We start from the raw sequence: 21205 nt of genomic DNA on the forward strand, positions 1-21205 counted from the left end.
TCGGACGGGAGGCTCGCCGAGACCTGCGCCAGATTCTGTCGGTGGGCATCCCTAGGCTTGCCGCCGTGGAGTACGACGGGATCGATGCGCTGCGGGAGCGGCATGCTGCCTGGCGGCTGCTGCGCGCCGGCAACGCCACCCTGATCCTGTCGTTCCTGGGAGACTTCTTCGTCGAGGGCAACCGAGGCGCCACCTCGGCAAGCGTGGTGGCAGGCGCGCTCGACGACCACCTCTATGCACTCAACGAAGCCATCTCCACGGCGAGTGGCGACGCCCGGTTCCCCAAGTCTCCCCGCGACTACCTCGAGGACTGGGCCGCCACCGAAGCGGGCTACCTTCGCCGCTTCTACCCGCCGGGAGACGGGGAAGTCCACTACGAGGTCACGCCGCCCTTCGAGAAGGCATACGGCTGGGTGCAGTCGCTCAAGGCTCGGCCATTCGTGGCCACGGAGTCTCGGCTGCACACCGCGGTCGAGCTGCTTCGCCAGATCGTCCACGGCACCGAGACCGACCCCGACCGGCGGCTCGCCGAGCTCCGTCGCCGTCGTGACGAGCTGGACACCGAGATCGCCTCCGTCGAGGCCGGCAGGCTTTCGCTGCTCGAGCCGGCCGGCGTGCGCGATCGGTACCAGCAGTTCACGACCACCGCCCGAGAGCTGCTGTCCGACTTCCGCGAGGTCGAGGAGAACTTCCGACAGCTCGATCGTGCGGCTCGCGAGAAGATCGCCACGTGGGACGGCGCCAAGGGCGAGCTTCTCGCCGAGCTCGTCGGGAGCCGGTCGGACATCACCCACTCCGATCAGGGCCACAGTTTCCTGGCCTTCTACGAGTTCCTCCTGTCGGACTCGCGACAGGTTGAGCTGACCGAGCTGTTGAACCGGGTCTCCGCGCTCGACGCCATCGATGCCGACCGACGCCTGCGAGGCGTCCACCACGACTGGTCCGAGTCCGCTGAGCGTGCCCAGCGCACAGTCCGACAGATTTCCGAACAGTTACGGCGATTCCTGGACGACCAGGTGTGGCTGGAGAACCGCCGCGTCTTGGACCTGGTACGCCGCGTCGAGAGCGCGGCGCTCGAGGTGCGGGAGGACCCGCCTTCCTTCGGGCTCGAGGTCGACGAGCCCGGGATGGCGATCACCCTCCCGTTCGAGCGCCCGCTGTACCAACCGCCGGCAGCCGCGGAGGTTGAGAGCCTGATCCCGCCGACGACCGAGGAGGTCGACTCTGACGTGCTGTTCACCCAGACATTCGTGGACCAGACCCGGCTGGTCGGGAACATCCGTGCCGTGCTGCCCGAGCATTCCGCTGCCCTGCTCTCCGACATCGTCGCCATGTATCCCGTCGAGCAGGGCGCCGCCGAGATCGTCGGCTATCTCGCCCTCGACGACAGTGACGTTGTCGTCGAGATGGACGACACCGACGAGAGCATCCTCGAGTACGACGACCCGTCCGACCCAGAGACCACCAAGCGGGCGCGGCTACCGAAGGTGACGGTGAGGCGCCGATGAGCGACGAACACGCGATCGCCAGCGCCATCATCCGGCTGATGCGAGGTGTCGTCTACCAGGAGTCCGACGAGGACACCTGGCTGACGCTCGAACGGGCGGGAGCCGGCGTCCGGGACCACTTCGCGACGATCGGAGTCGAAGTCGTCGTCGACGACGACGAGGGCTACGCCTACCTTCGATCGCGACCAGAGGTCGAGGGAGAGGAAGCACTCCCACGTCTCGTCCGGCGACGCACGCTGACCTACTCGGTGAGCCTGCTGCTCGTGCTCCTGCGCAAGCGTCTGGTCGAGTTCGAGACAGGCGGAGGGGAGGGCCGGTTGGTGCTCACCACCGAGCAGATCGTGGAGATGCTGCGGCTCTTCCAGGCCGAGTCCACCAACGACGCGCGCCTCGTCGACAACGCGGAGACGACGATCAAGAAGGCAGCCGACCTCGGCTTCGTCCGACAGCTGCGTGGCCAGAGCGACCATTGGGAGGTACGCCGCATCCTGAAGGCCTACGTCGACGCGGAGGCCTTGTCGGGCTTCGCGTCGAAGCTGCGCGAGTATGCAGGCACGGTGACCGCCGATGAGTGAGGGACTGTTCTCACGGCTCGACCTCGCGTCGGAAGGCGGTGCCGGCTACCGCCTACGACACCTCGAGGTGTTCAACTGGGGCACCTTCGACGGCCAGGTCTGGCGTCTCACACCGGGATCGGAGACCGCCCTACTGACCGGCGATATCGGCTCGGGTAAGTCCACCCTGGTCGATGCCCTCACGACGTTGCTGATGCCCGCGCACCGGATCGCCTACAACAAGGCCGCCGGCGCCGAGGCCAAGGAGCGGACCCTACGCTCCTACGTCGAGGGGCACTACAAGTCCGAGCGGGTCGAGTCGTCCGGGCGGTCGAGAGCCATCGGCCTGCGCACCAACGGACGGACCTACTCGGTCATCCTCGGGGTCTTCGCCAACGAGGGTTACGACGAGACAGTCACCCTCGCTCAGATCTTCCAGCAGCGGGAGAGCACGGGGCAGCCGTATCGGTTCTTCGTCACGGCTACGAAGGAGCTGTCCGTCGCTACGGACTTCGCGGACTTCGGGTCGGATCTGCGCGACCTGCGCAAGCGGCTGCGTGGTGCCGGCGCGGAGATCTTCGACGAGTTCCCCAAGTACGCGACGTCCCTCAGGCGGCTTCTCGGCATCCGCTCCGAACAGGCGATGGAGCTGTTTCACCAAACGGTGTCGATGAAGTCGGTCGGCAACCTCAACGACTTCGTCCGTGACCACATGCTCGAACCCAGCGACTCCACGGGCAGAGTCCGCGAGATCATCGGCCACTTCGAGGACCTCACCAAGGCACACGACGCCGTGAAGCGCGCCAGGGAGCAGCTCGAGGCCCTCGACCCAGTGGCAGCAACAGCCGAGAAGTACGACGCCGCGCTCGCCGGGCGTGACACCGCCGAGCGCGAGCGTGCCGCGGTCCGGGTGTTCATCGCCGAGCTTCGCTCCGCGCTTCTCGCAGACGAGATCGGTCGCCTGGACGCTGAGGGCAAGCGCCTGTGGCGCGAGCAGGATGCAGCCAAGGAGCAGCAGCAGAAGCTGTCCGGCGAGCGAGACTCGCTCATCGAGGAGAGGGCCAAGGCAGGCGGCGACCGTATCGGTGAGCTGGAGCGGCTAGCCCGCGAAGCCCGCACCCAAGCGGGGACGCGCCGGGAGGCCCGTACCTTGTTCGATGCAGCCGTGGCAGACGCCGGACTGGAGCCGGTCACCGGAGCTGAGGGCTTCACAGCCCTGGCCACGGTGGTGACCGAGGCACGCCCTCGGCTTGCCGACGAGAAGCGGGCACTCGACGCCGCCTGCGCCGAGGCCATCGCGCAGGAGAAGGACTTCGAGCGCCGACGCGACCTCATTGCCGAAGAGCTGGCCAGCCTCGAGCAGCGCACGAGCAACCTGCCTGCCGAGCAGGTCGACGTCCGTGCCCAGCTGTGCCAGGACCTGGATCTGATGCCAGAGGACCTGCCCTACGCGGGCGAGCTCCTCGACGTGCACGAGGAGCATGCCGACTGGAGAGGCGCAGCCGAGCGTGTGCTTCGCGGCTACGCCCTGTCGCTCCTGGTGCCTCAGCATCACTACGACGCGGTCTCCGGCTGGGTCAACGGCCGGCGGCTGAGGGTCCGCGGACGTGGGGGCCGCGAGGTGGGAGCCCGGCTTGTCTACGAGCGAGTACCCGACCGACAGCTTCCGCTTCAGCATGGCTCCGCCGGAGCGGTCCTGCTCGCCGACTGCATCGAGATCAAAGAGGGCCGCTTCCGGGAGTACCTCGCCGCCGAGCTCGCGAAGCGTGCCGACTACCGGTGCGCCGCGAGCGTCGCGGAGTTCCGCAGCGAGCGCAGGGCCGTCACTCGCGAGGGCCAGGTCCGCTCGGGAGAGCGCCACGAAAAGGACGACCGGCACCAGGTCGATGACCCCCGCCGCTGGGTCCTCGGCTGGGCGAACCTGCGCAAGATCGCCGCCCTCCGCGACGAATCCGACGGACTCGAGACCGACCGCGCTCGCGCTGCCGCCGAGGTCGCCAAGATCACCGAGAAACGAGACGCGATTCAAGGCCGAGCGGAGGCCCTCGCTCGCCTGGACGGCTACCGATCGTGGGAGCAGCTGGACTTCGCCGAGGCCGAGGCTCGCACGGCCGATCACGATGCAGAGCGCTCGCGGCTCGAGAGCGGCTCGTCCCGGATCGCCGAGATCACGAACGCGCTCACGCGCAATGCCGAGCTGGCGGCCACAGTCGTCGCGCGCATCGAATCGCTGACCGGAGAGCTCGCCACCACGGCAAGATCCGCCGAGCAGGCAACGCAGAGCAAGTCGCGCGACGACGGCCTCATCGCAGCCCAGCCGGCCGAGGAGCTCACGGCCGCACGAGCGTCGTACGCCGCGCTGACCTCGCGTCTCGACCCGTCGCCCCCGACGTCGGCGGACGAGTGCGCAGCCGCGGAGTCAGCACTCTCGGATGAGCTGTACCGGCGCATCGAACGGCTCAACAGGGAGCTGGGCGGTTACGGCCAGAGCCTCGGACAGTACATGGGCGAGGTGTTGCGCCGCTGGCCAGAGCTGCGGGCCGACATGGATGTCAGCGTCGAGTCACGAGCCGACTTCCTGGCCTTCCGGGCCCGGGTCGCCGACGACGACCTGCCGCGCTTCGAGGCCGAGTTCAAGGAGCAGCTCAACAAGAACGCCATCCAGGAGCTCGCCGGCTTCAACAACTGGCTCAACCGTCAGGCCTCGGCCATCGACGAGCGTGTCGAGCGGATCAACGAAGCCCTCGGAGCCGTCCCCTACAACCCTGGCCGGTACATCCGCTTGGAGAAGGAGCCCACGACCAACCAGGAGGTTTCTCAGTTTCGCGCGGACCTGCGCAACCTGACCAACGACAGCCTGGCCGTCGACGGTGACCAGTACTCCGAGCAGCGGTTCCTCGACGTGAAACGGATCATCGAGCGGTTCCGCGGGCGCGATGGCTATGCGGACTCCGACAAGGCGTGGACCCGACGGGTCACCGACGTGCGCAACTGGTTCGTGTTCTCCGCATCCGAGCGAGACGTCGAGACGCACGACGAGTGGGAGCACTACAGCGACTCCGACGGCAAGTCGGGCGGTCAGAAGGAGAAGCTCGCCTACACGATCCTGGCTGCGTCACTCGCCTACCAGTTCGGGCTCGAATGGGGCGCAGTCAAGTCCAAGGACTTCCGGTTCGCCGTGATCGATGAGGCTTTCGGCAGAGGTTCGGACGCCTCCACCCGGTACGCCTTGGAACTCTTCGCCAAGCTCGGCCTGCAGCTGCTCATCGTGACGCCGCTGCAGAAGGTCCACGTGATCGAGCCCTACGTCAAGGCGATCGGTTTCGTCGACAACCCGACGACGACGTACTCGCGGCTGCAGACGATGACGATCGAGGAGTACCAGTCTCGCCGGGACGGCAGGTCGAAATGAGCAGGGGCTGGACGACGCCTGCCGACATTGCTGCGAAGGCCCGGCGCAGGTGGGACGACGGATCGTTGCTGCGAAGCCATGCGACCGGCGGGTCGTTCGAGGCCATCGAGGTCCCGCTGCGCGGACCGAAGGCGTCGGAGATCGGCGAGGATCTCGGTGCAGTCCGCGACTGGATCGCGAATCTCGACGCCGGCCGCCGCGAGGACCGCCGGTACTCGCTCCAGTGGCAGGCCGTCGGCGGGCGACACATCGGTCGCAACGAGCTACCGGCTCGCGCGGTGGTGTCCTCGCGGGCGCAGGCCTGGGCACTGCTGGGCGTGCGCGTCCCGGTGCAGCGGTACGACGAGATCCTTGCCGTGGTGGAGGGCCATCCCGCTGTGCGGTCCTGGGTGGTCGACCATCCCCATCGCGCCCTCGAGCTCCATGACGCTATGCCCGAGCTGGTCGCCGCCCACGTCTGGCTCGACAGCCACCGTCACTCGAGCCGCTACCTGCGCGAGATCAGCGCGCCCGGAGTCGACACGAAGTTCGCGGAGAGACATCGCGCCGTCCTGGCCGCCACGCTCGGCGTACCGTCGACGGCCTCCGGCTTCCTCTCGGCGCTCGGCCTCAGATCCAAGCCCGAGCTCGTCCGCATCCGGCCCTCCTCGTCTCTTGGCCTGCCGGCACCACTCACGGAGCTGGCAGTGCGGGCAACCGAGCTCGCTGACCTCGCGATCGAACCGCGTGCCGCAGTCGTCATCGAGAACGAGATCACCTACCTGAGCGTCGACGTCCCCACCGAAGGTGCCGTCATCTGGGGCAAGGGGTTCGAGGTGGACAAGGTCGGCCGGCTCCCTTGGCTGAGCGACGCCGACCTCATCTACTGGGGAGACGTCGACACTCACGGATTCGCGATCCTCGACCGCTTGCGGGCCTGGCTCCCGCAAACACGATCGGTCCTCATGGATCGAGACACCCTGCTTGTGCACCGCGACCGCTGGGTGCGTGAGGACCGCCCGGCGAAGTCGTCGCTCACCCGACTCACCCCTGACGAGCATGACCTCTATGTCGACCTGGTCGGCGATGCTCTCGGTGAGCGAGTGCGGCTGGAGCAGGAGCGGATCGATTGGCGTTGGGTGCAGGACAAGCTCCCCAAGGCCTGATGCGAATGGTTGGGCAAGCCTCGACCCTTCCGATAACCGGGAGATGTCTCTCAGTCATGCGTAACGAAGGGCAGGCGGTCACGGCTCAGTAGGGTCGTCGAGACGTTCGGCGAGGTGCTTGACATGGGTCGCGATCGCGTTGACCGCGCGGCTGCGGACTCGATCTGCTCCTGGTGTGCCGACGCGCCGAAGTGCGGTGGCGAAGGCGTCGGGGAAGCCCTCTGCGAGGTGGCGGACGCGGGCGCGGTACTCCTCGGCTGGTATGCCCAGGGTGGCAGCGGCGCGGTCCCAGTGTTTGCCCAGGACTTGGCCGAACTTCCGCCGGCCGCCGATGCTGACAGCGACTTCGCGCAGGGCTGCGTTGCCGTCGTAGGGGAGGCTGGTGGCCAGGTCGTACAGCGGCGCGACCTGCGTTTGGTCGGGGAGCAGCATCAGCGAGACGTTCTTGGCGTGGCCGTCAGGTGCGCCGCTGATGTAGTTGTACGCTGCGAAGTCACCGAGCCTGCGGAGGCCGGTTGGTCTGTCCTCGACGTTCTGGTCGACGATTCGGGCCATGTCGGCGAGCCCCGGGCCGCCGTGCGCCTCGTACTTCTTCGAAGGGAGTCGCCCGCTTGCCGAGCAGAAGTCTTCCTGGTGCAGGCGCAGCACGGTGCCGTCGTCGAGGATGATCCGGTCATAGCGCTCGATGACGATGGCGGGCTCATCGCTGAAGTAGGTGAACTCAGTGCTGGCGACCTCGAGCCCCAGCTCGCGGCCGGCAGCCATGGTCGCGTGTTCGACGAGCGCCTGATGGTGCAGGCTGTCGATGCCGGGCTTGAGGATGTGGGTGGTGGCGGCCGAGCCGTGGGACTCGTACCAGCCGCCGGCTAGCCGAGCGAGGGCGAGCTTCGACTGCTGGCCCGGCAGTGACCAGTGCTCCTCGGGCAGCGTCCAGGACGAGGTCCTGCTGGTGCGCAGGGTTCTCAGCCTCTCGGCGAGATCGTGATCGCTGACCCGTTGCAGGGCGCCGCTGCGGGATCGCATCTCGTCCAGCGCCTCGGGCAGGCAGAACTGCACGGCCCCCGGGCAGTCCCATCCCATTCGGGCGAGGATCGCGACCGTGTCGTCCGGGTCGACACCGAGCTGGCTTCCCCATCGCTGTCGAGTCCTGGGCTCCTCGGGCAGCACACCCTCGAGGAAGGCCCGGACGTACCGGCCGCGATAGGTGGTGTCGGCGACAGGCAGGCGTACGCCGAGGGGAGTGGACCCGGCGTCGGCGTACTCGGTGCTGTAGGTGAACGCCGGGTCGGCGGCCGGCGATCGTTGGTCGACCCAGCCGACCACGGCGTCGTACATGACCACAAGCAGCCTGCGGGCAGCCATCAGCGCTTCTCTCGAGCGGCCAGAGCGGCAAGGACCGCAGCCTCTGCGGACGTGTGGGTGCGCTCGCCGATGGAGATCGTGAGATCGAGGGAGCGCAGGACGCGGAAGATCTGCTCAATGCTCGCTGCCGGGTGGCCATTCTCGAACCGAGCCAGCCAGGCGCGGGAGACCCCGGCCTGCTCTGCGAGCTTCGCCTGGGACAGGCCGCGCCGCTTGCGCCCCGCACGCACAGCGGCGCCGAGCTGTCGCGCGTTGGCGATGCTGGCCATCGGGCGTCCTTGTCTTCGTTCGTGGTCAATCGGATTCGTCTACGTTCGTAGACGATACTCCTTGCCCATGAACGTAGACAAGATTGGCCGGTTCCCGCGGTCAGACCCAGTCGTAGGTGGCGGAGGTGTCGCCGCCGCTGAGGTGGGCGTAGCCGGGGCCGCGGTCGAAGAAGGCGGCTTCGGTGCGGGCGGCGGCCAGTCCGGTACGGCGAGTGGTCGTGGCCGTCGCGTCGTACCCGAGTGAGTCGTCGGAGGCCGAGCCGGTGAGGACGACGCCGTACTCATCGAGGGCGGCGGTCAGAGAGACCTTGTCCCAGACGACGTCGCGGACCACCAGCGCAGGGTCGCGCGACAAAGGGTCGCCCCAGCCGCCGCCGCCGGTGGTGCGGATGCGGATGGTTTCGCCGGCTTTGATGGGTTCGGCGTCGGCGAGGGCGTCGACCTGGCGCTCGTGGGGACCGTCGGGGTCGATGGTGACTTCGAAGGGGCGGCCGGCCTGGCCTCCCTTGACCCCCCAGCAGGCCAGGATGGAGCGGTCGGCGATGGACATGAAGTGGGCGTCCTTGAGCATCCGAATGTGCTTCTCGTAGCCAAGGCCGCCACGGAACTGTCCGGCGCCGCCGGAGTCCTTCGCGAGGCCGAGCTTCTCCACGATGAAGGGGAAGCGGGACTCGGTGAACTCGGTCGGCAGGTTGCGGGAGTCGGGGACGACGTGGATGGTGTCCTCGCCGTCGGCGTACGGCCGCCCGCCCGACCCACCGCCGAGCACCTCGCGCATCAGGTAGGAATGCCCGTCGAGATCCTCGCCGTACACACCGGTGTAGCGGATCGTCTCCTGGTCCGCGGGCATCTGGCCGTCGACGGCCTTGGCGAGTACGCCGGCCAGCACGCCGAGCAGCCGCAGGATCACGAAGGTGCGGGCATTGGTCGGGGCCGGGAAGACCGGCGTGAGAAGCGTCCCGGGCGGAGGGAAGCGCATCTCGATCAGCGGTACGACGCCCTCGTTGACGTCGAGCTCGGCCATCCGCTCCGGGGTGTCGGCGAGGTTCCGCAGGATCGGCGCCAGCCACTTCTTCAGGAACACCCCGTCGGAGTAGTCGCCGCAGTGGTTGATCGGCCCCTTCGCCTGCGCCGAGGTGCCGTCGAAGTCGATCACCAGCCGCTCGCCGTCCGGGTCGTCGGGAGCCGTGCGGGTCAGCGTGATCCGCTGGGTGTGCAGCATCGGCTCGTCGACGCCGTCGTGCTCGGCGTAGTCCTCCCAGGTCCAGGTGCCGACCGGGATCTTCGCCAGGATCTCGCGACGATAGGTCTGCGTGGTCCGGTCGATGATCGCGTCGAAGCACGACTCGACCGCGTCCACGCCGTACCGGTCGAACAGCTCGCCGAGCCGGCGCGCGCCCATCAGGCAGGCCGAGCACTCGGCATCGAGGTCGGCGGCGAGCGACTCGGGCATCCGCGAGTTCCGGGTCATGATCGCCAGCGCTGCGCGGTTGGGGCGGCCCTCGTCCCACAGCTTGATCGGCGGCACCATCAGGCCTTCCTCGAAGACGCTGGTGGCGTCCGAGGGCATCGAGCCGGGTACGGCGCCGCCGATGTCGTCGTGGTGGCCGAACGCCTGCACGAACGCCACCACGCGCCCGCCGCTGAACACCGGCACTGTCACGCACAGGTCGGGCAGGTGGCCGATGCCGCCCTCGGAGCGGTAGACGTCGTTGTGGAAGAAGACGTCACCCTCCTTCATCTCCTCGATCGGGAAGTCCCGGGCGACCGGGTGCACGAGCGCGGAGTACGAGCGGCCGGTGAGCTTGCGCAGCAGCCGGTCGTGGATGCCCGCCCGGAAGTCGTGCGCGTCGCGGATCATCGGGCTGCGACTGGTGCGGCCGATCGCCGTCTCGACCTCCATCTCCACGCTGGCCAGCGAGCCCTGGACGATCTCGACCAGCACCGGGTCGGCACTCGCGCCGGCGTCCGCGGTCAGGCTGCCGAACGGGAACTGGGTGGGTGCGCGGCGGCTCATGCGTTACTCCTGGTGACGATGATGTTGAGGTACTCGTCGATCCGGGCCGTGAAGCCCGGGTGCAGCGGCACCGTCGAGCCGAACTCCTCGATGATCGCCGGGCCGGGTACGACGGTCCCTGGGGCGAGGTCGGGGCGCCAGAGGACGGGGGTGTCGACGTACCCGTCGTCTGGCTCGAAGCAGACCGGTCGGCTTGCCCCTTGGTTTCGAGACGGTCGCAGAGCGACCTCCTCAACCGGCGGGGCGTGTCTCTTGATCTCGGGGCGGCGGATGGGGCCGATGCCGGAGACGCGGAGGTTGACCCACTCGACCTGTTGCGAGTCGTCGCCGGAGAAGTCGTAGCCGTAGAGGGCGCGGTGCTCGGCGTGGAAGGTGGCGGCGACGGCGGCCGGGTCGAGGTCGCCGGCGGGGACCGGCACCCGGACCTCGAAGGCCTGGCCGAAGTAGCGGAGGTCGGCGGTGCGGACGAACTGGTGCTCGGCCGCGTCGAACCCCTCCTTGGTCAATGCCGCCGCGGCCTGTGAGGTGAGTGCGTCGTAGATGCCGGTGACGGCGGCCGGGTCGAGCTGGTTGGCGAGGGCGACGTGGGTCTGCACGTAGTCGTTCTTGACGTCCACGGTGAGCAGCCCGAACGCCGAGACGTTGCCGGGATTCGGCGGCACCAGCACGGTCGGGATTCCGAGCACGTCCATCAGCCGGCACAGCAGCAGCGACCCGGAGCCGCCGAACGTGGTCAGCGTGAAGTCGCGGACGTCGAGCCCGCGCTTGACAGTGACCTGGCGCAGCGCGTTGGCCTGGTTCCACGCCGAGATCTCGAGTACGCCGGTCGCACAGGTCTCGGGACTCAGGCCCAGCTTGGAGGCGAGCTGCTCGATCCCGTCGCGGGCCGCGGCCACGTCGAGCGGGATCTCGCCGCCGAGCAGGTGCGGCGGGATCCGGCCGAGGAAGACGTGGGCGTCGGTGATGGTGACCTCGGTGCCGCCCTTGCCGTAGCAGAGCGGACCGGGGTCGGCGCCGGCCGACTGCGGGCCGACCTTGAGCGTGCCCTCGGGCGAGAGCCACGCGATCGAGCCGCCGCCCGCGCCGACGGTGACCACGTCGATCATCGGGATCTTCGACGGGAACGCGCCCACCGAGCCCTCGGTGGTCAGCGTCGGCTCGCCGTCGATCACGACCGAGACGTCGGTCGACGTACCGCCGCCGTCAGAGGTCAGCACCTTGTCGAAGCCCGCGACCTTCGCGACCAGCGCCGCCCCGAGCGCGCCCGCCGCCGGGCCGGACAGCACGGTGGTGATCGGCTGGTGCACCACCTCGTCGGCACTGAGTACGCCGCCGTTGGACTTCATGACATAGAAGGGCACCGAGCGCCCGCCGTACTCCGCCAGCCGGGTCTTGATGTTGCCGACGTACCGGGACAGCTTCGGCTTCACCGCGGCGTCGACCAGCGTGGTCATCGAGCGCTCGTACTCGCGGTACTCGCGGAGCACCTCCGAGGAGACCGAGACAATGGCATCCGGGTGCTCCTCACGCAAGACGGCGCGCATCCGCTCCTCGTGCTCCGGGTTGGCGTAGGCGTGCAGGAAGCAGACGCCGAGGGTGTCGATGCCCTGCGCCTTGAACCAGCGCGCGACCTCCCGGGCGCCGGACTCGTCGAAGGGGCGGATCTCGGCGCCGGTGAAGTCGAGCCGGCCGCCGACGGACTTGACCAGGTCGCGCGGCACGATCCGGTCCGGCTTCACCCAGAAGTAGGAGTTGCCGTAGCCGTCCGGGACGCTCTGCCGGGCGATCTCCAGGATCGCGTCGTACCCCTCGGTGGTGATGAAGCCGAGCCGGTCCACCTTGCCCTCGAGGAGCTGGTTGGTGGCCACGGTGGTGCCGTGGCTGACCGCCGTGATCGCCGAGCCGTCGCCGGGCGGGAGGCCGACCAGGCCGAGCACCTTCTCGATGCCGTTCATGAACCCGTCGGCGGGGTTGCCCGGCGTACTCGGCGTCTTGGTCGTGGTCAGCTCGCCGGTCTCCTCGTCGAACGCGACGACGTCGGTGAACGTGCCGCCGGTGTCGATGCCGATCCGGATCCGTCGACTCATAGTGTTCGTCCTCTCAGCCCAGGGCCTGGTAGCGAGCGAACCGGCGCTGAAGCCGGCCGTCGCGGTCGGTCTGCATCAGCTCGCCCAGCTCGTGGCGCAGCACCTGCGCCATCCGGTCGCAGAACTCCGCGGGCTCGTCGGCGGCGTCCGGCCGCTCGGAGACGACCCGGTCGACGATGCCGGTGCGCAGCAGGTCGAGGGAGCGGACCTGCTGCGCAGCGGCGACCTCGGGGGCCCGGCTCGGGTCCCGGTACAGGATCGCGGCGGCGCCCTCGGGCGGCAGCGGGGAGAGCCAGGAGTGCTGGGCGGCGATCACCCGGTCGGCCGGCATCAGCGCCAGCGCGGCGCCGCCGGTGCCCTCGCCGAGCAGCACGCACACGGTCGGGGTGTCGAGCGTGACAAGGTCGGCCAGGCTGCGGGCGATCTCGCCGGCGGCGGCGCCCTCCTCGGCCTCCTGGCTCAGCGCCAGCCCGGCGGTGTCGATCACCGATACCAGCGGCAGCTGCAGCTCGTGCGCCAGCCGCATCCCGCGCCGGGCCTGCCGCAGACCCGCGGGCCCGAGCGGATGGCCGGGCGTCTGGTTGCGGCGGTCCTGACCGAGTACGACGCACGGGAAGTCGCCGAACTTGGCCAGCGCGATCAGCATCCCGGCGTCGTTCTCGCCCTCGCCGGTGCCGTGCAGCGGCACCACGCTGCTGGCGCCCAGCTTGAGCAGGTCACGCACGCCCGGCCGGTCCGGCCGCCGGGACCGCTCGATGGACTCCCAGGCCGGTACGTCGTCCAGCGGGTCGAGCGGGACCTCCGGCGGCACCGGCAGCCCCTCTCGGCCGGCGGTCAGTACGTCGAGCGCGCGGTCGGCGACCTCGGCCAGCTGCTCGACGGGGAGTACGGCGTCGACCAGGCCGCGCGCGTAGAGGTTCTCGGCGGTCTGCACGCCTTCGGGGAACGGCCGCCCGTGCAGCGCCTCGTAGACGCGCGGGCCGAGGAAGCCGATCAGCGCGCCGGGCTCGGCGACGGTGACGTGGCCGAGCGAGCCCCATGAGGCGAATACGCCGCCGGTGGTCGGGTGCCGCAGGTAGACCAGGTAGGGGAGGCCGGCGTTCTTGTGCTGGGTGATCGCCGCGGTGACCTTGACCATGCCGACGAAGGCAGGCGTGCCCTCCTGCATCCGGGTGCCGCCCGAGGCCGGCGCGGCAACCAGCGGCAGCCCCTCCCGGGTCGCGCGCTCGATCGCCGCGACCAGCCGTTCGGAGGCGGCGTGGCCGATGGAGCCGGCCAGGAAGCCGAACTCACCGACCACCACCGCGATCGACCGCCCGGCGATCCGGCCGGAGCCGGAGAGCACCGCCTCGTCGGTGCCGGCCCGCTCGGCGGCCGCGGCCAGCTCGGCCGCGTAGTCGCTGTCGGGCACGGCGGGCTGCTCGGGAGCCTGGTCCCAGCTGGTCCAGCTGCCGGGGTCGAGGACCGTCTCGATCAGTTCACGCGCACCGAGCCGGCGGGTCGTCGTACTCACTGCTCGCTCGCGAGCCAGGCGCGGACGGACTCGTTGTGCTGGCCCAGGGTCGGCGGCGGCAGGTGGGTCTCGCGGCCGCCGGCGTACTCGTTGTCGTCGAGCCGGAGCACCGGCCCGGGCAGGTTGATCGGCCCGGCGGTCGGGTGGTCGACGCCGAGCAGCAGGCCCTGGGAGCGGGCTTGCTCCCACGCGTAGACGTCGTCGATGGTGCGCACCTTGCCGGCCGGGACGCGAGCCTTCTCCAGCAGCGCCAGCCAGTGCTCGGCCGGGGCCCCTGCAAATATTGCCTCGATCTCGGCGACCAGCTCCTCGCGGTGGCCGACCCGGTCTGGGTTGGTGGCGAAGCGCGGGTCCTCGGCGTCCAAGCCGACGGCGGCTGCGAACGCCCGCCACAGCGCCTCGGACCCACAGGCGACCTGGACCGCGGCGGTCGCGGTGTGGAACAGGCCGTACGGCGCGATCGCGGCGTGGTGGGCGCCGGAGGGGCCGGGGACCTCGCCGGCGACCGTCCACCGGGTGCCCTGGAACGCGTGCACGCCGACCACCCCGGCCAGCAGCGAGGTGCGCACGACCCGGCCGACGCCGGTGCGCTCGCGTTCGTAGAGCGCGGCGACCACGCCGTACGCACCGTTCATGCCGGCCAGCAGGTCCGCGATCGGTACGCCGACCTTGGTCGGCTCCCCGGACCCGGTCACGCTCATCAGCCCGCCCTCGCCCTGCAGGATCTGGTCGTAGCCGGCGCGGTGGGCCTCCGGGCCGTCGTGGCCGAAGCCGGTGACCGACAGGATGACCAGCCGCGGGTTGAGCTCGTGCAGCCGCTCGACCGAGAAGCCGAGCCGGTCCAGCACGCCGACCCGGAAGTTCTCCATCAGCACGTCGGCGCGGCGTACCAGCTGGGTGAGCAGGTCCTTGTCCTCGTCCGACTTGAGGTCGAGGACGACCGACTCCTTGTTGCGGTTGCAGGACATGAAGTACGTCGACTCGCCGGCCACGAACGGCGGGCCCCAGCCGCGGGTGTCGTCGCCCTGCGGGCTCTCGATCTTGATCACCCGGGCGCCGAGGTCGCCGAGCATCATTCCGCAGTGCGGCCCGGCGAGGGCCCGGGTCAGGTCGAGGACGACGATGTCGTCGAGAGGTCCGGTCATGGCGCAACGGTCCGTTCGGTGCCGGGTAGTCGCGTAGCTGACTGTTGAGCGAGGGCCGCCAGCGCCTTCGGGAAGATCTCGGCGGGCGGCGTCACCAGCCCGGCGCCGACCTGGCCGACCCCGGCCTGCTTGCCGGCCATGCCGGTGTTGATCTGCGGCAGGATGCCGGTCCGGCAGACCGCGGTGACGTCGATGCCGGTCGGCGTACCCGCGAAGTCCAGCACCGGGATCGCCCAGCGGGAGTTCTCGGTGAGCGTGATCTCGTGCATCCGGCGGGTGGTGGCGAGCGCGTCCGGGACGGTGCCGCCGACGAACCGGACGATCGCCGGCGCGGTGGCCATCGCGAAGCCGCCGATGCCGGCGGTCTCGGTGATCGCCGAGTCGCCGATGTCGGGGTTGGCGTCCTCAGGCCCGTAGTCGCCGAGGAAGAGCCCGTCGGCCAGCTGCGCCGGCCCGGTGAACCACTCGTCACCGGTGCCCGAGACCTGGATCCCGAAGTCGGTGCCGTTGCGGGCCATCGCCACGACCATGGTGGAGCCGGGGATGTCACGAGCGGCGTCGAGCGCGAGCTTGCAGGCGGGCATCGCGAGGTTGAGGAAGAAGTGGTCGTTGCCGCCGATGAACGACAGCGCCTGGGCGACCTCCCTGTTGTTGAATCCAGCGTCGAACCCGGACTCGACAGCCGTTTCAACCAGGGCCGGCGCCAGGTCGCGCAGCAGCATCAGTGTGCCGGCGCGGTTGCGGTTGTGGGCCTCGTCGCCCATCTGCAGCATCTGCGCGAGGATGCCGGTCACGTCGACCGGGCCGACCCTCTGGACTGCGGTGGCGAGCAGCGGGCCGAGGGTGCTGGACATCCAGCGGAGTCGTTCGAGTACGTCGGGGGAGTAGGCGCCGTACCGCAGCACCTTGCCGAGGCCTTCGTTGAGCGAGCAGTAGGTACGCCGGCCGCTCGCCTGGTCCTCGAGCACGAACATCCACATCGACGGCGAGACCACCCCGGCCATCGGCCCGACCGTGCCGTGGTGGTGGCACGGCTCGAGAGATAAGTCGCCGGCCCCGAAGAGCCCCGCGGCCTCTTCGGGGTCGGCGACCAGTCCTTCGAGCGCGGCAGCGCCCATCAGCGCTCCGCGCAGCGGCCCGGAGGCGCGCTCCCACTCGATCGGCGGGCCGGCGTGCAGGAACTGTCCGCGCTCCAGGCCGAGCACCTCGGACGCCGGCGCGACGTCCACGAGCGTGGCCTGGACGGCGAGCATCGCCGCGGCAGCCTTCTCGTTGGCGTCTGTGCGGAGCGGGTCGGCTGCGACGGCGATGAGGTCGTCGGCTGTGCCGGGCATCGGCGGCTGCCAGTCGACCCGCGTTACCGGGACGGCCTGGTCGGTCAGTGCCTGGGCGAAGAGGTCGGCCCCGGCGGTGACGATGCCGCTCATTTGCTCGCTCCTGCCAGCTCGATCGCGCGCCGGGTGGCGGCGGCGTTGGAGAGGTACACCTCGGCGCCGGCCGCGGCCAGCCGCTCCGCCTGCCGGGTCAGCCCCTGCGGGTCGGACTCGGTGCCCACGCAGGAGGTGACGACGGGCAGGCCGTGCTCCTTGCGGACCTGCTCGATCGCGGGTGCCAGGGCAGCGGCCGGGTCCGGCTCGGCGCCGTGGCCGAGCACCACGTCGAGCAGGAGTACGGCGGTGTCCGGGTCGGCGGCGGCTCGGGCGAGATGGTCCAGGCGCAGCGTCGGGTCGATCATCGGGTGCGCCCGGCCCTGGGTCAGCGCGTCGTCGCCGAAGTCGACCACGGTGTGTTCGGCCGAGGACCCCATGATCTGGGCTGCTTCGCTAGCCAGGGTGCCGCCGACGAAGAGGCCGCGGATGAGTCCTGACTCGGATGGTGGTCTCGACGACGGTTGCTGCCTGTCCTGAGGAGGTCGCTCTGCGACCGTCTCGAAGGGCGCAACCTGCTCGACCACCGAGTTGGTGGTGCCCCAGGTGGGCCACTGCGGTGTGTCGATGCCGAGGGCGGCGAGCACCTGCTCGGCGGCGGCGGTGAGGTCGGGACGGCCGGGGCCGAGGAGGGCGAAGCCGACCGGCGTCGAGAGGGACTCGGCGAGCTTCTCGATCTCCGCGGCGACCGCGGCGGCCGGGGGCTTGGAGACCACGACGATGTACTCGACCGCCGGGTCCTGGTCGAGCCGCTGCAGCGCGGTCCTGGTCGACAGGCCGCCGACCTCGTCGCCGAGGTCGTGCCCGCCGACGCCGAGCGCTGCAGCTACGCCGACGCCGGCGGAGTCGAGGAGGCACATCAGCTGCTGGCAGCCGGTGCCGGAGGCGGCCACGATCCCGACCGGCCCGGGCGCGGTCGTGTTCGCGAAGCCCAGACCGACCCCGCCGACCATCGCCGTACCGCAGTCGGGTCCCATCACCAGCAGGCCGCGGTCGGCGGCGACCCGCTTGAGCGCGACCTCCTGGGCCAGCGGGACGTTGTCGCTGAACACCATCACGTCGCGGCCGGCGTCGAGCGCGTCCATTGCCTCGACGAACGCGTACTGGCCCGGCACCGAGACCAGCACCAGGTCGGCGTCGGTGCCGCGCAGTGCCGAGCGAGTGGTCCGCGGCGGGACGCTGCGCTCGGAGTCGTCGGTACGCCGGCCGGTCGCGGCGAGCGCGGCCGCCACCGCCGCCAGCGCCGGGTCGAGCGCGTCGGGTTCAGCCAGCCGCAGGGCGACGACCATGTCGTTGGGGGTCGAGTCCGGGATCGCGAACCCCATTCCGTCGAGCACCTCGAGGTTGAGCGGGGTGGCCATCGCGACCTGGGCCGCGACCACACCCGGGACGGCGGCGACGTCGCGGCTCACCTGCAGCAGGCTCACCGAGTCGGCGTACGCACCGGGGCGGATCTCGACGTGGTCGGTCATGCGCTTCTCCTGGCGGTGGACAGCGCAATCTCATCGAGGGCGAGGGTGAGGCCGAGCAGCATGCCGGTGCCCGAGGTGTGGCCGACCGCGGTCAGCCGCTCGTGCGCGGGCCGGCGGTCGCGGCGGCAGAGGGCCGCGACTAGGGCGGCGTACTCGGGCAGCACGTCGCCGCGGGTGGCGCAGTCCAGCAGCGTCGCCGACAGCAGGGTGGTCCGGGTCGGCGCCAGTCGCTGCACCGTCTCGGCGACCGGGTGTCGGCCGTCGTGGCCGGCAGCCGCCATCGCCGCCAGCCACGCCGCCAGCACGTCGTCGCCGACCGGCGTCAGTCCGGAGCCGAGGCCGAGCAGCGCCGGTACGGCGGCCGGGTCGCCGGCGCGCAGCAGCTCGAGCGCCTCGGCCGGCAGTTCGTCGAGGACCGGTGGCGCGAGGCGGCGGCGGGCCCAGCGCGCGGTCGCCGCGTCGAGGTGCGGTACGGCGTAGTCGACCACGCGGCCCACCCGGACCTCCGCGCGTCCCCAGGTGATCCGGCCGGAGCCGACCACGAGCGTGTCGCCCGGACTGACCGGCGGCGTCAGCCTCGGCAGCAGCGTCCGGATCCCGCACGGGACCGCGGTGGCGTGGGTGGAGAGCACGCCGAGACAGCTGCCGCCGAGGTCGAGGTAGACAGCGTCGGCGCCGACGTGCACGGCGCGGGCCTCGCGGTCGGGTCCGGCCAGCTGGTCGCGCACCCAGCGCGACGCCGTACCGGAGAGTCTCGCTGGCAGCAAGGACGGGGAGGTCACCCTGCGTACGCTATGGCGGATCCGACCCCCGAGCGTATGGTCAAGGTTGCCAACAGAACGACCGGGAAGGGTCAGTTGTTGATAGTCGAGTCCGACGCGCTCTCGGTTCGCGAGCTCCTGGCCGGTGACGTCCTGGCCGGCTCCGACCTGCTCGCCGGCGGCGCGGGCCTCGACGCGACCGTGACCGGGGTCGGCGTGATGGAGGTGCCGGACGTCCTCGACCGGGTCAAGCCGCAGGAGCTCCTGGTGACCTCCGGCTTCCCGCTGGTCGCCGCGACTCCGGGCGCAACCTCGCTGGACCTGGTGGAGCTGGTCGGCGAGCTGCACGCCCGTGGTGTGGTCGGCTTCGGCATCAAGCTCGGCCGGTACGTCGAGCAGGTGCCGGCCGAGGCCGTCGCGCTGGCCGACCGGCTCGGCTTCCCGCTGATCGCCCTACCGGGGGAGCTGGCACTGGAGGACCTGGTGCGCGAGGTGCACGAGGTAGTGACGGACCGCGAGCGGCAGGTGCTGCGGCGGATGGACGAGCTCAACACCGAGCTCGGCACGCTGGTGCTCGCCGGGGCCGACCTGGCCCAGATCGCCGACGAGGTGGCGCGCAGCCTGGACGTCGGGCTGTTGATCACCACCAGCGACGGCCGGGAGCAGGCGGCCAGCCTCGAACCCGCGCTCCGGGAGCGGTTGGCCGAGGCGGGCCTTCTCGACCCGTCGGGCCGGGTGCGGGTCGAGCGGGCGACCGCGACGCCGTACCCGCTGGGTGACGGTGAGGTGCGCACGGCGAAGGTGGCCGCGGCCGGCGCCGACCTGGCCCGGCTGGTCTGCGTCAGCCCGGAGCGGGTGATGGCGGACGGGGACATCCAGGCGCTGGAGCGGACCGCGATGGTGGTCGCGCTGATCTTCACCCGGCACCAGGCCGTCGCCGCGGTCGAGAACAAGTACCGCGGTGACTTCCTGCGCGACGTCTTCATGGCGCGGGCGGGCGACGAGGAGTTCGTGATCGAGCACGCCGCGTCGTTCGGCTGGGACCTCAACCGGCCGATGGTCGTGGTGTCGGCCGAGGTCGACCCACCTCAGCCCGACGAGCCTCCCGCCGGGGCACTGGTGCGCCGCAGCTGGCAGGACCGGTTCGCCGCCGCGTGGCGGCAGGTGTGCCAGTCCGTCGACCGCTCGATCGCCACCGCCGACTTCTCCACGGAGGTGGTCGCGCTGGTGCCGGTCCCGGACGCCCCCGCCGCGGACGACGCCGTACGACGGGCCGTGGCGGGGATCGTCGCCGCCGTTGCCGGCGACCGCGGCGGCGGCCGGCGGCCGTTCTCGGTCGGGGTCAGCCGGGTCGCGGCGGAGCTGGGCGACCTTCCGGAGGCGTACTCGCAGGCGCGCCGGGCCAAGCTCGTCGGGCGGCGGGTCAGCGGACCGAAGAGCACGACGTGGTTCGACGACCTCGGCGTACACCGGCTGATCGCGCTGGTCTCCGACCAGGACGAGCTGCGCCAGTTCGCCGTCGACGTACTCGGCGACCTGGCCGCCGACACCGAGGAGGCCGCCGACCTGCGCGCCACCCTGCAGAACCTGCTGGACACCAACCTCAACGTCGCCGAGGCCGCGCGGCTGCAGTTCTTCCACTACAACACGATGCGCTACCGGGTCACCAAGCTCGAACGCCTCCTCGGCCCCTTCACCTCCGACCCGTCCCTGCGCCTCAACATCGCGCTGGCGCTGCAGGTGCTGGAGATGCACGGCTGAGCGTGATGGTCAGCCCGAGGTACTCCCTCGCCAGCCACCGTAGGAGGTGACCAGTGCGTCGGCCACGTGGGCGGCATCCGCCTCGGCGAGGGCAGACGGATACTCGGGGAGCAGATCGTCCCAGACCACCAGCCACGAACCGAAGAGCTGGGCCTGGCCCTCGGGACGGGCGAAGAACCAGATGTGCAGGTGGGCACCGCCATCACCGATTCGGTAGACGTGGCATCGGCTGATGTGCGGCAGCGCTCGCACGTGTCGGGCAAGGTGAGTGCTGAGGACGCCCACTTCGGCCGCGAGGTCGTCGTCGAGGTCCTCGAGGTCGTGGTGATCACGCGGGTGCAGCATGAGCGCGAGTGGCACCCCGACCCCGGTAACCCGGGTCAGCCGCCAGCGGTCGTTCAGCCAGATGCCTTCGTCGCGTCGGCGGCAGGACGAACAGTCGGTTGGGTCTTCGCCGTGCCGAGGCGGCTCTGGAACCACGGGCGGCCGAAGCTGCGAGACCTGCAGACCGTCGGCCTCAAAGGGGCTGATGTCCCAACCGGTCATCCGTGACAGCGGTAGTCGGCGCTCGTCATCCGCCGCGGCGATGGCGTGGGTGTAGAAGTCGTCCGGTGAGAGCGGCATGCCGAGACCCTAATCGAGCCCGCCGAACTGGGTTTCGCGCTGTGGTGATCCAGGTGTGTCACTACGCGGCGTTTAGTGACACACCTGGATCACCAACGCGAGCAGGCCTTGGTTTCGAGACGGTTGCTGCGCAACCTCCTCAACCGGC

The 21205-nt window shown here is 70.4% G+C and carries 15 protein-coding genes; 5 read left to right on the forward strand and 10 right to left on the reverse strand.

Features of this window, described 5'->3' with window-relative positions; all coding sequences use genetic code 11:
- Positions 1 to 65: 65 nt before the first annotated feature.
- Genes DDV73_RS27445 through DDV73_RS27460 form a run of 4 tightly spaced genes read left to right on the forward strand, consistent with a single transcriptional unit; the run spans position 66 to position 6619 of the window.
- On the forward strand, positions 66 to 1508 hold the full coding sequence (locus DDV73_RS27445; protein ID WP_109510454.1) for a DUF3375 domain-containing protein: 1443 nt from the start codon (positions 66 to 68) through the stop codon (positions 1506 to 1508).
- A complete protein-coding gene (locus DDV73_RS27450) occupies positions 1505 to 2083 on the forward strand; it encodes a DUF4194 domain-containing protein (protein ID WP_109510455.1) in 579 nt (192 codons plus the stop codon). Before DDV73_RS27445 ends, DDV73_RS27450 begins: the two co-directional genes overlap by 4 nt.
- Positions 2076 to 5474 (forward strand): ATP-binding protein, encoded by a 3399-nt coding sequence (locus DDV73_RS27455; RefSeq protein ID WP_109510456.1) that lies wholly within the window; start codon positions 2076 to 2078, stop codon positions 5472 to 5474. Before DDV73_RS27450 ends, DDV73_RS27455 begins: the two co-directional genes overlap by 8 nt.
- A complete protein-coding gene (locus DDV73_RS27460; RefSeq protein ID WP_109510457.1) occupies positions 5471 to 6619 on the forward strand; it encodes a Wadjet anti-phage system protein JetD domain-containing protein in 1149 nt (382 codons plus the stop codon). The genes DDV73_RS27455 and DDV73_RS27460 overlap by 4 nt, the downstream gene beginning before the upstream one ends.
- A gap of 78 nt (positions 6620 to 6697) precedes the next feature.
- On the opposite strand, the gene DDV73_RS27465 is transcribed toward DDV73_RS27460, so the two are convergent.
- From DDV73_RS27465 to DDV73_RS27505, 9 genes are all read right to left on the reverse strand, one after another.
- Positions 6698 to 7981 (reverse strand): type II toxin-antitoxin system HipA family toxin, encoded by a 1284-nt coding sequence (locus tag DDV73_RS27465; protein WP_109510458.1) that lies wholly within the window; start codon positions 7979 to 7981, stop codon positions 6698 to 6700.
- Positions 7981 to 8250, reverse strand: a complete 270-nt coding sequence (locus tag DDV73_RS27470; protein WP_109510459.1) for a helix-turn-helix domain-containing protein — start codon at positions 8248 to 8250, stop codon at positions 7981 to 7983. The genes DDV73_RS27465 and DDV73_RS27470 overlap by 1 nt, the downstream gene beginning before the upstream one ends.
- A gap of 100 nt (positions 8251 to 8350) precedes the next feature.
- Positions 8351 to 10267, reverse strand: coding sequence for a hydantoinase B/oxoprolinase family protein (locus DDV73_RS27475; RefSeq protein ID WP_109510460.1), 1917 nt, complete (start codon positions 10265 to 10267; stop codon positions 8351 to 8353).
- Positions 10264 to 12354, reverse strand: a complete 2091-nt coding sequence (locus DDV73_RS27480) for a hydantoinase/oxoprolinase family protein (protein ID WP_109510461.1) — start codon at positions 12352 to 12354, stop codon at positions 10264 to 10266. Before DDV73_RS27480 ends, DDV73_RS27475 begins: the two co-directional genes overlap by 4 nt.
- A 13-nt stretch (positions 12355 to 12367) precedes the next feature.
- Positions 12368 to 13867 (reverse strand): carboxyl transferase domain-containing protein, encoded by a 1500-nt coding sequence (locus DDV73_RS27485; RefSeq protein WP_109510462.1) that lies wholly within the window; start codon positions 13865 to 13867, stop codon positions 12368 to 12370.
- Positions 13864 to 15012: a CaiB/BaiF CoA transferase family protein gene (locus tag DDV73_RS27490; RefSeq protein WP_109510463.1), complete on the reverse strand. Its 1149-nt coding sequence runs from the start codon at positions 15010 to 15012 to the stop codon at positions 13864 to 13866. Before DDV73_RS27490 ends, DDV73_RS27485 begins: the two co-directional genes overlap by 4 nt.
- On the reverse strand, positions 15009 to 16439 hold the full coding sequence (locus tag DDV73_RS27495; RefSeq protein ID WP_109510464.1) for a YlbE family protein: 1431 nt from the start codon (positions 16437 to 16439) through the stop codon (positions 15009 to 15011). Before DDV73_RS27495 ends, DDV73_RS27490 begins: the two co-directional genes overlap by 4 nt.
- Positions 16436 to 17911 carry an FdrA family protein gene (locus DDV73_RS27500; RefSeq protein WP_109510465.1) on the reverse strand — a complete coding sequence of 492 codons (1476 nt, stop codon included), beginning with the start codon at positions 17909 to 17911 and terminating at the stop codon, positions 16436 to 16438. The genes DDV73_RS27495 and DDV73_RS27500 overlap by 4 nt, the downstream gene beginning before the upstream one ends.
- The gene (locus tag DDV73_RS27505) at positions 17908 to 18693 is read right to left on the reverse strand and encodes an oxamate carbamoyltransferase subunit AllH family protein (protein WP_109510466.1); all 786 of its coding nucleotides are present in this window, start codon (positions 18691 to 18693) and stop codon (positions 17908 to 17910) included. The genes DDV73_RS27500 and DDV73_RS27505 overlap by 4 nt, the downstream gene beginning before the upstream one ends.
- Positions 18694 to 18771: 78 nt before the next feature.
- On the opposite strand from DDV73_RS27505, the gene DDV73_RS27510 reads away from it, so the two are divergent.
- Entirely contained in the window at positions 18772 to 20433 is a 1662-nt protein-coding gene (locus DDV73_RS27510; RefSeq protein WP_206051133.1) for a PucR family transcriptional regulator, read from the forward strand.
- 9 nt (positions 20434 to 20442) lie between these two features.
- Here DDV73_RS27510 and DDV73_RS27515 read toward each other — a convergent pair whose 3' ends face one another.
- On the reverse strand, positions 20443 to 21057 hold the full coding sequence (locus DDV73_RS27515) for a hypothetical protein (RefSeq protein WP_109510467.1): 615 nt from the start codon (positions 21055 to 21057) through the stop codon (positions 20443 to 20445).
- Positions 21058 to 21205: the final 148 nt, after the last annotated feature.

The organism is Nocardioides speluncae, assembly GCF_003121585.1.
Classification (GTDB): Bacteria; Actinomycetota; Actinomycetes; order Propionibacteriales; family Nocardioidaceae; genus Nocardioides; species Nocardioides speluncae.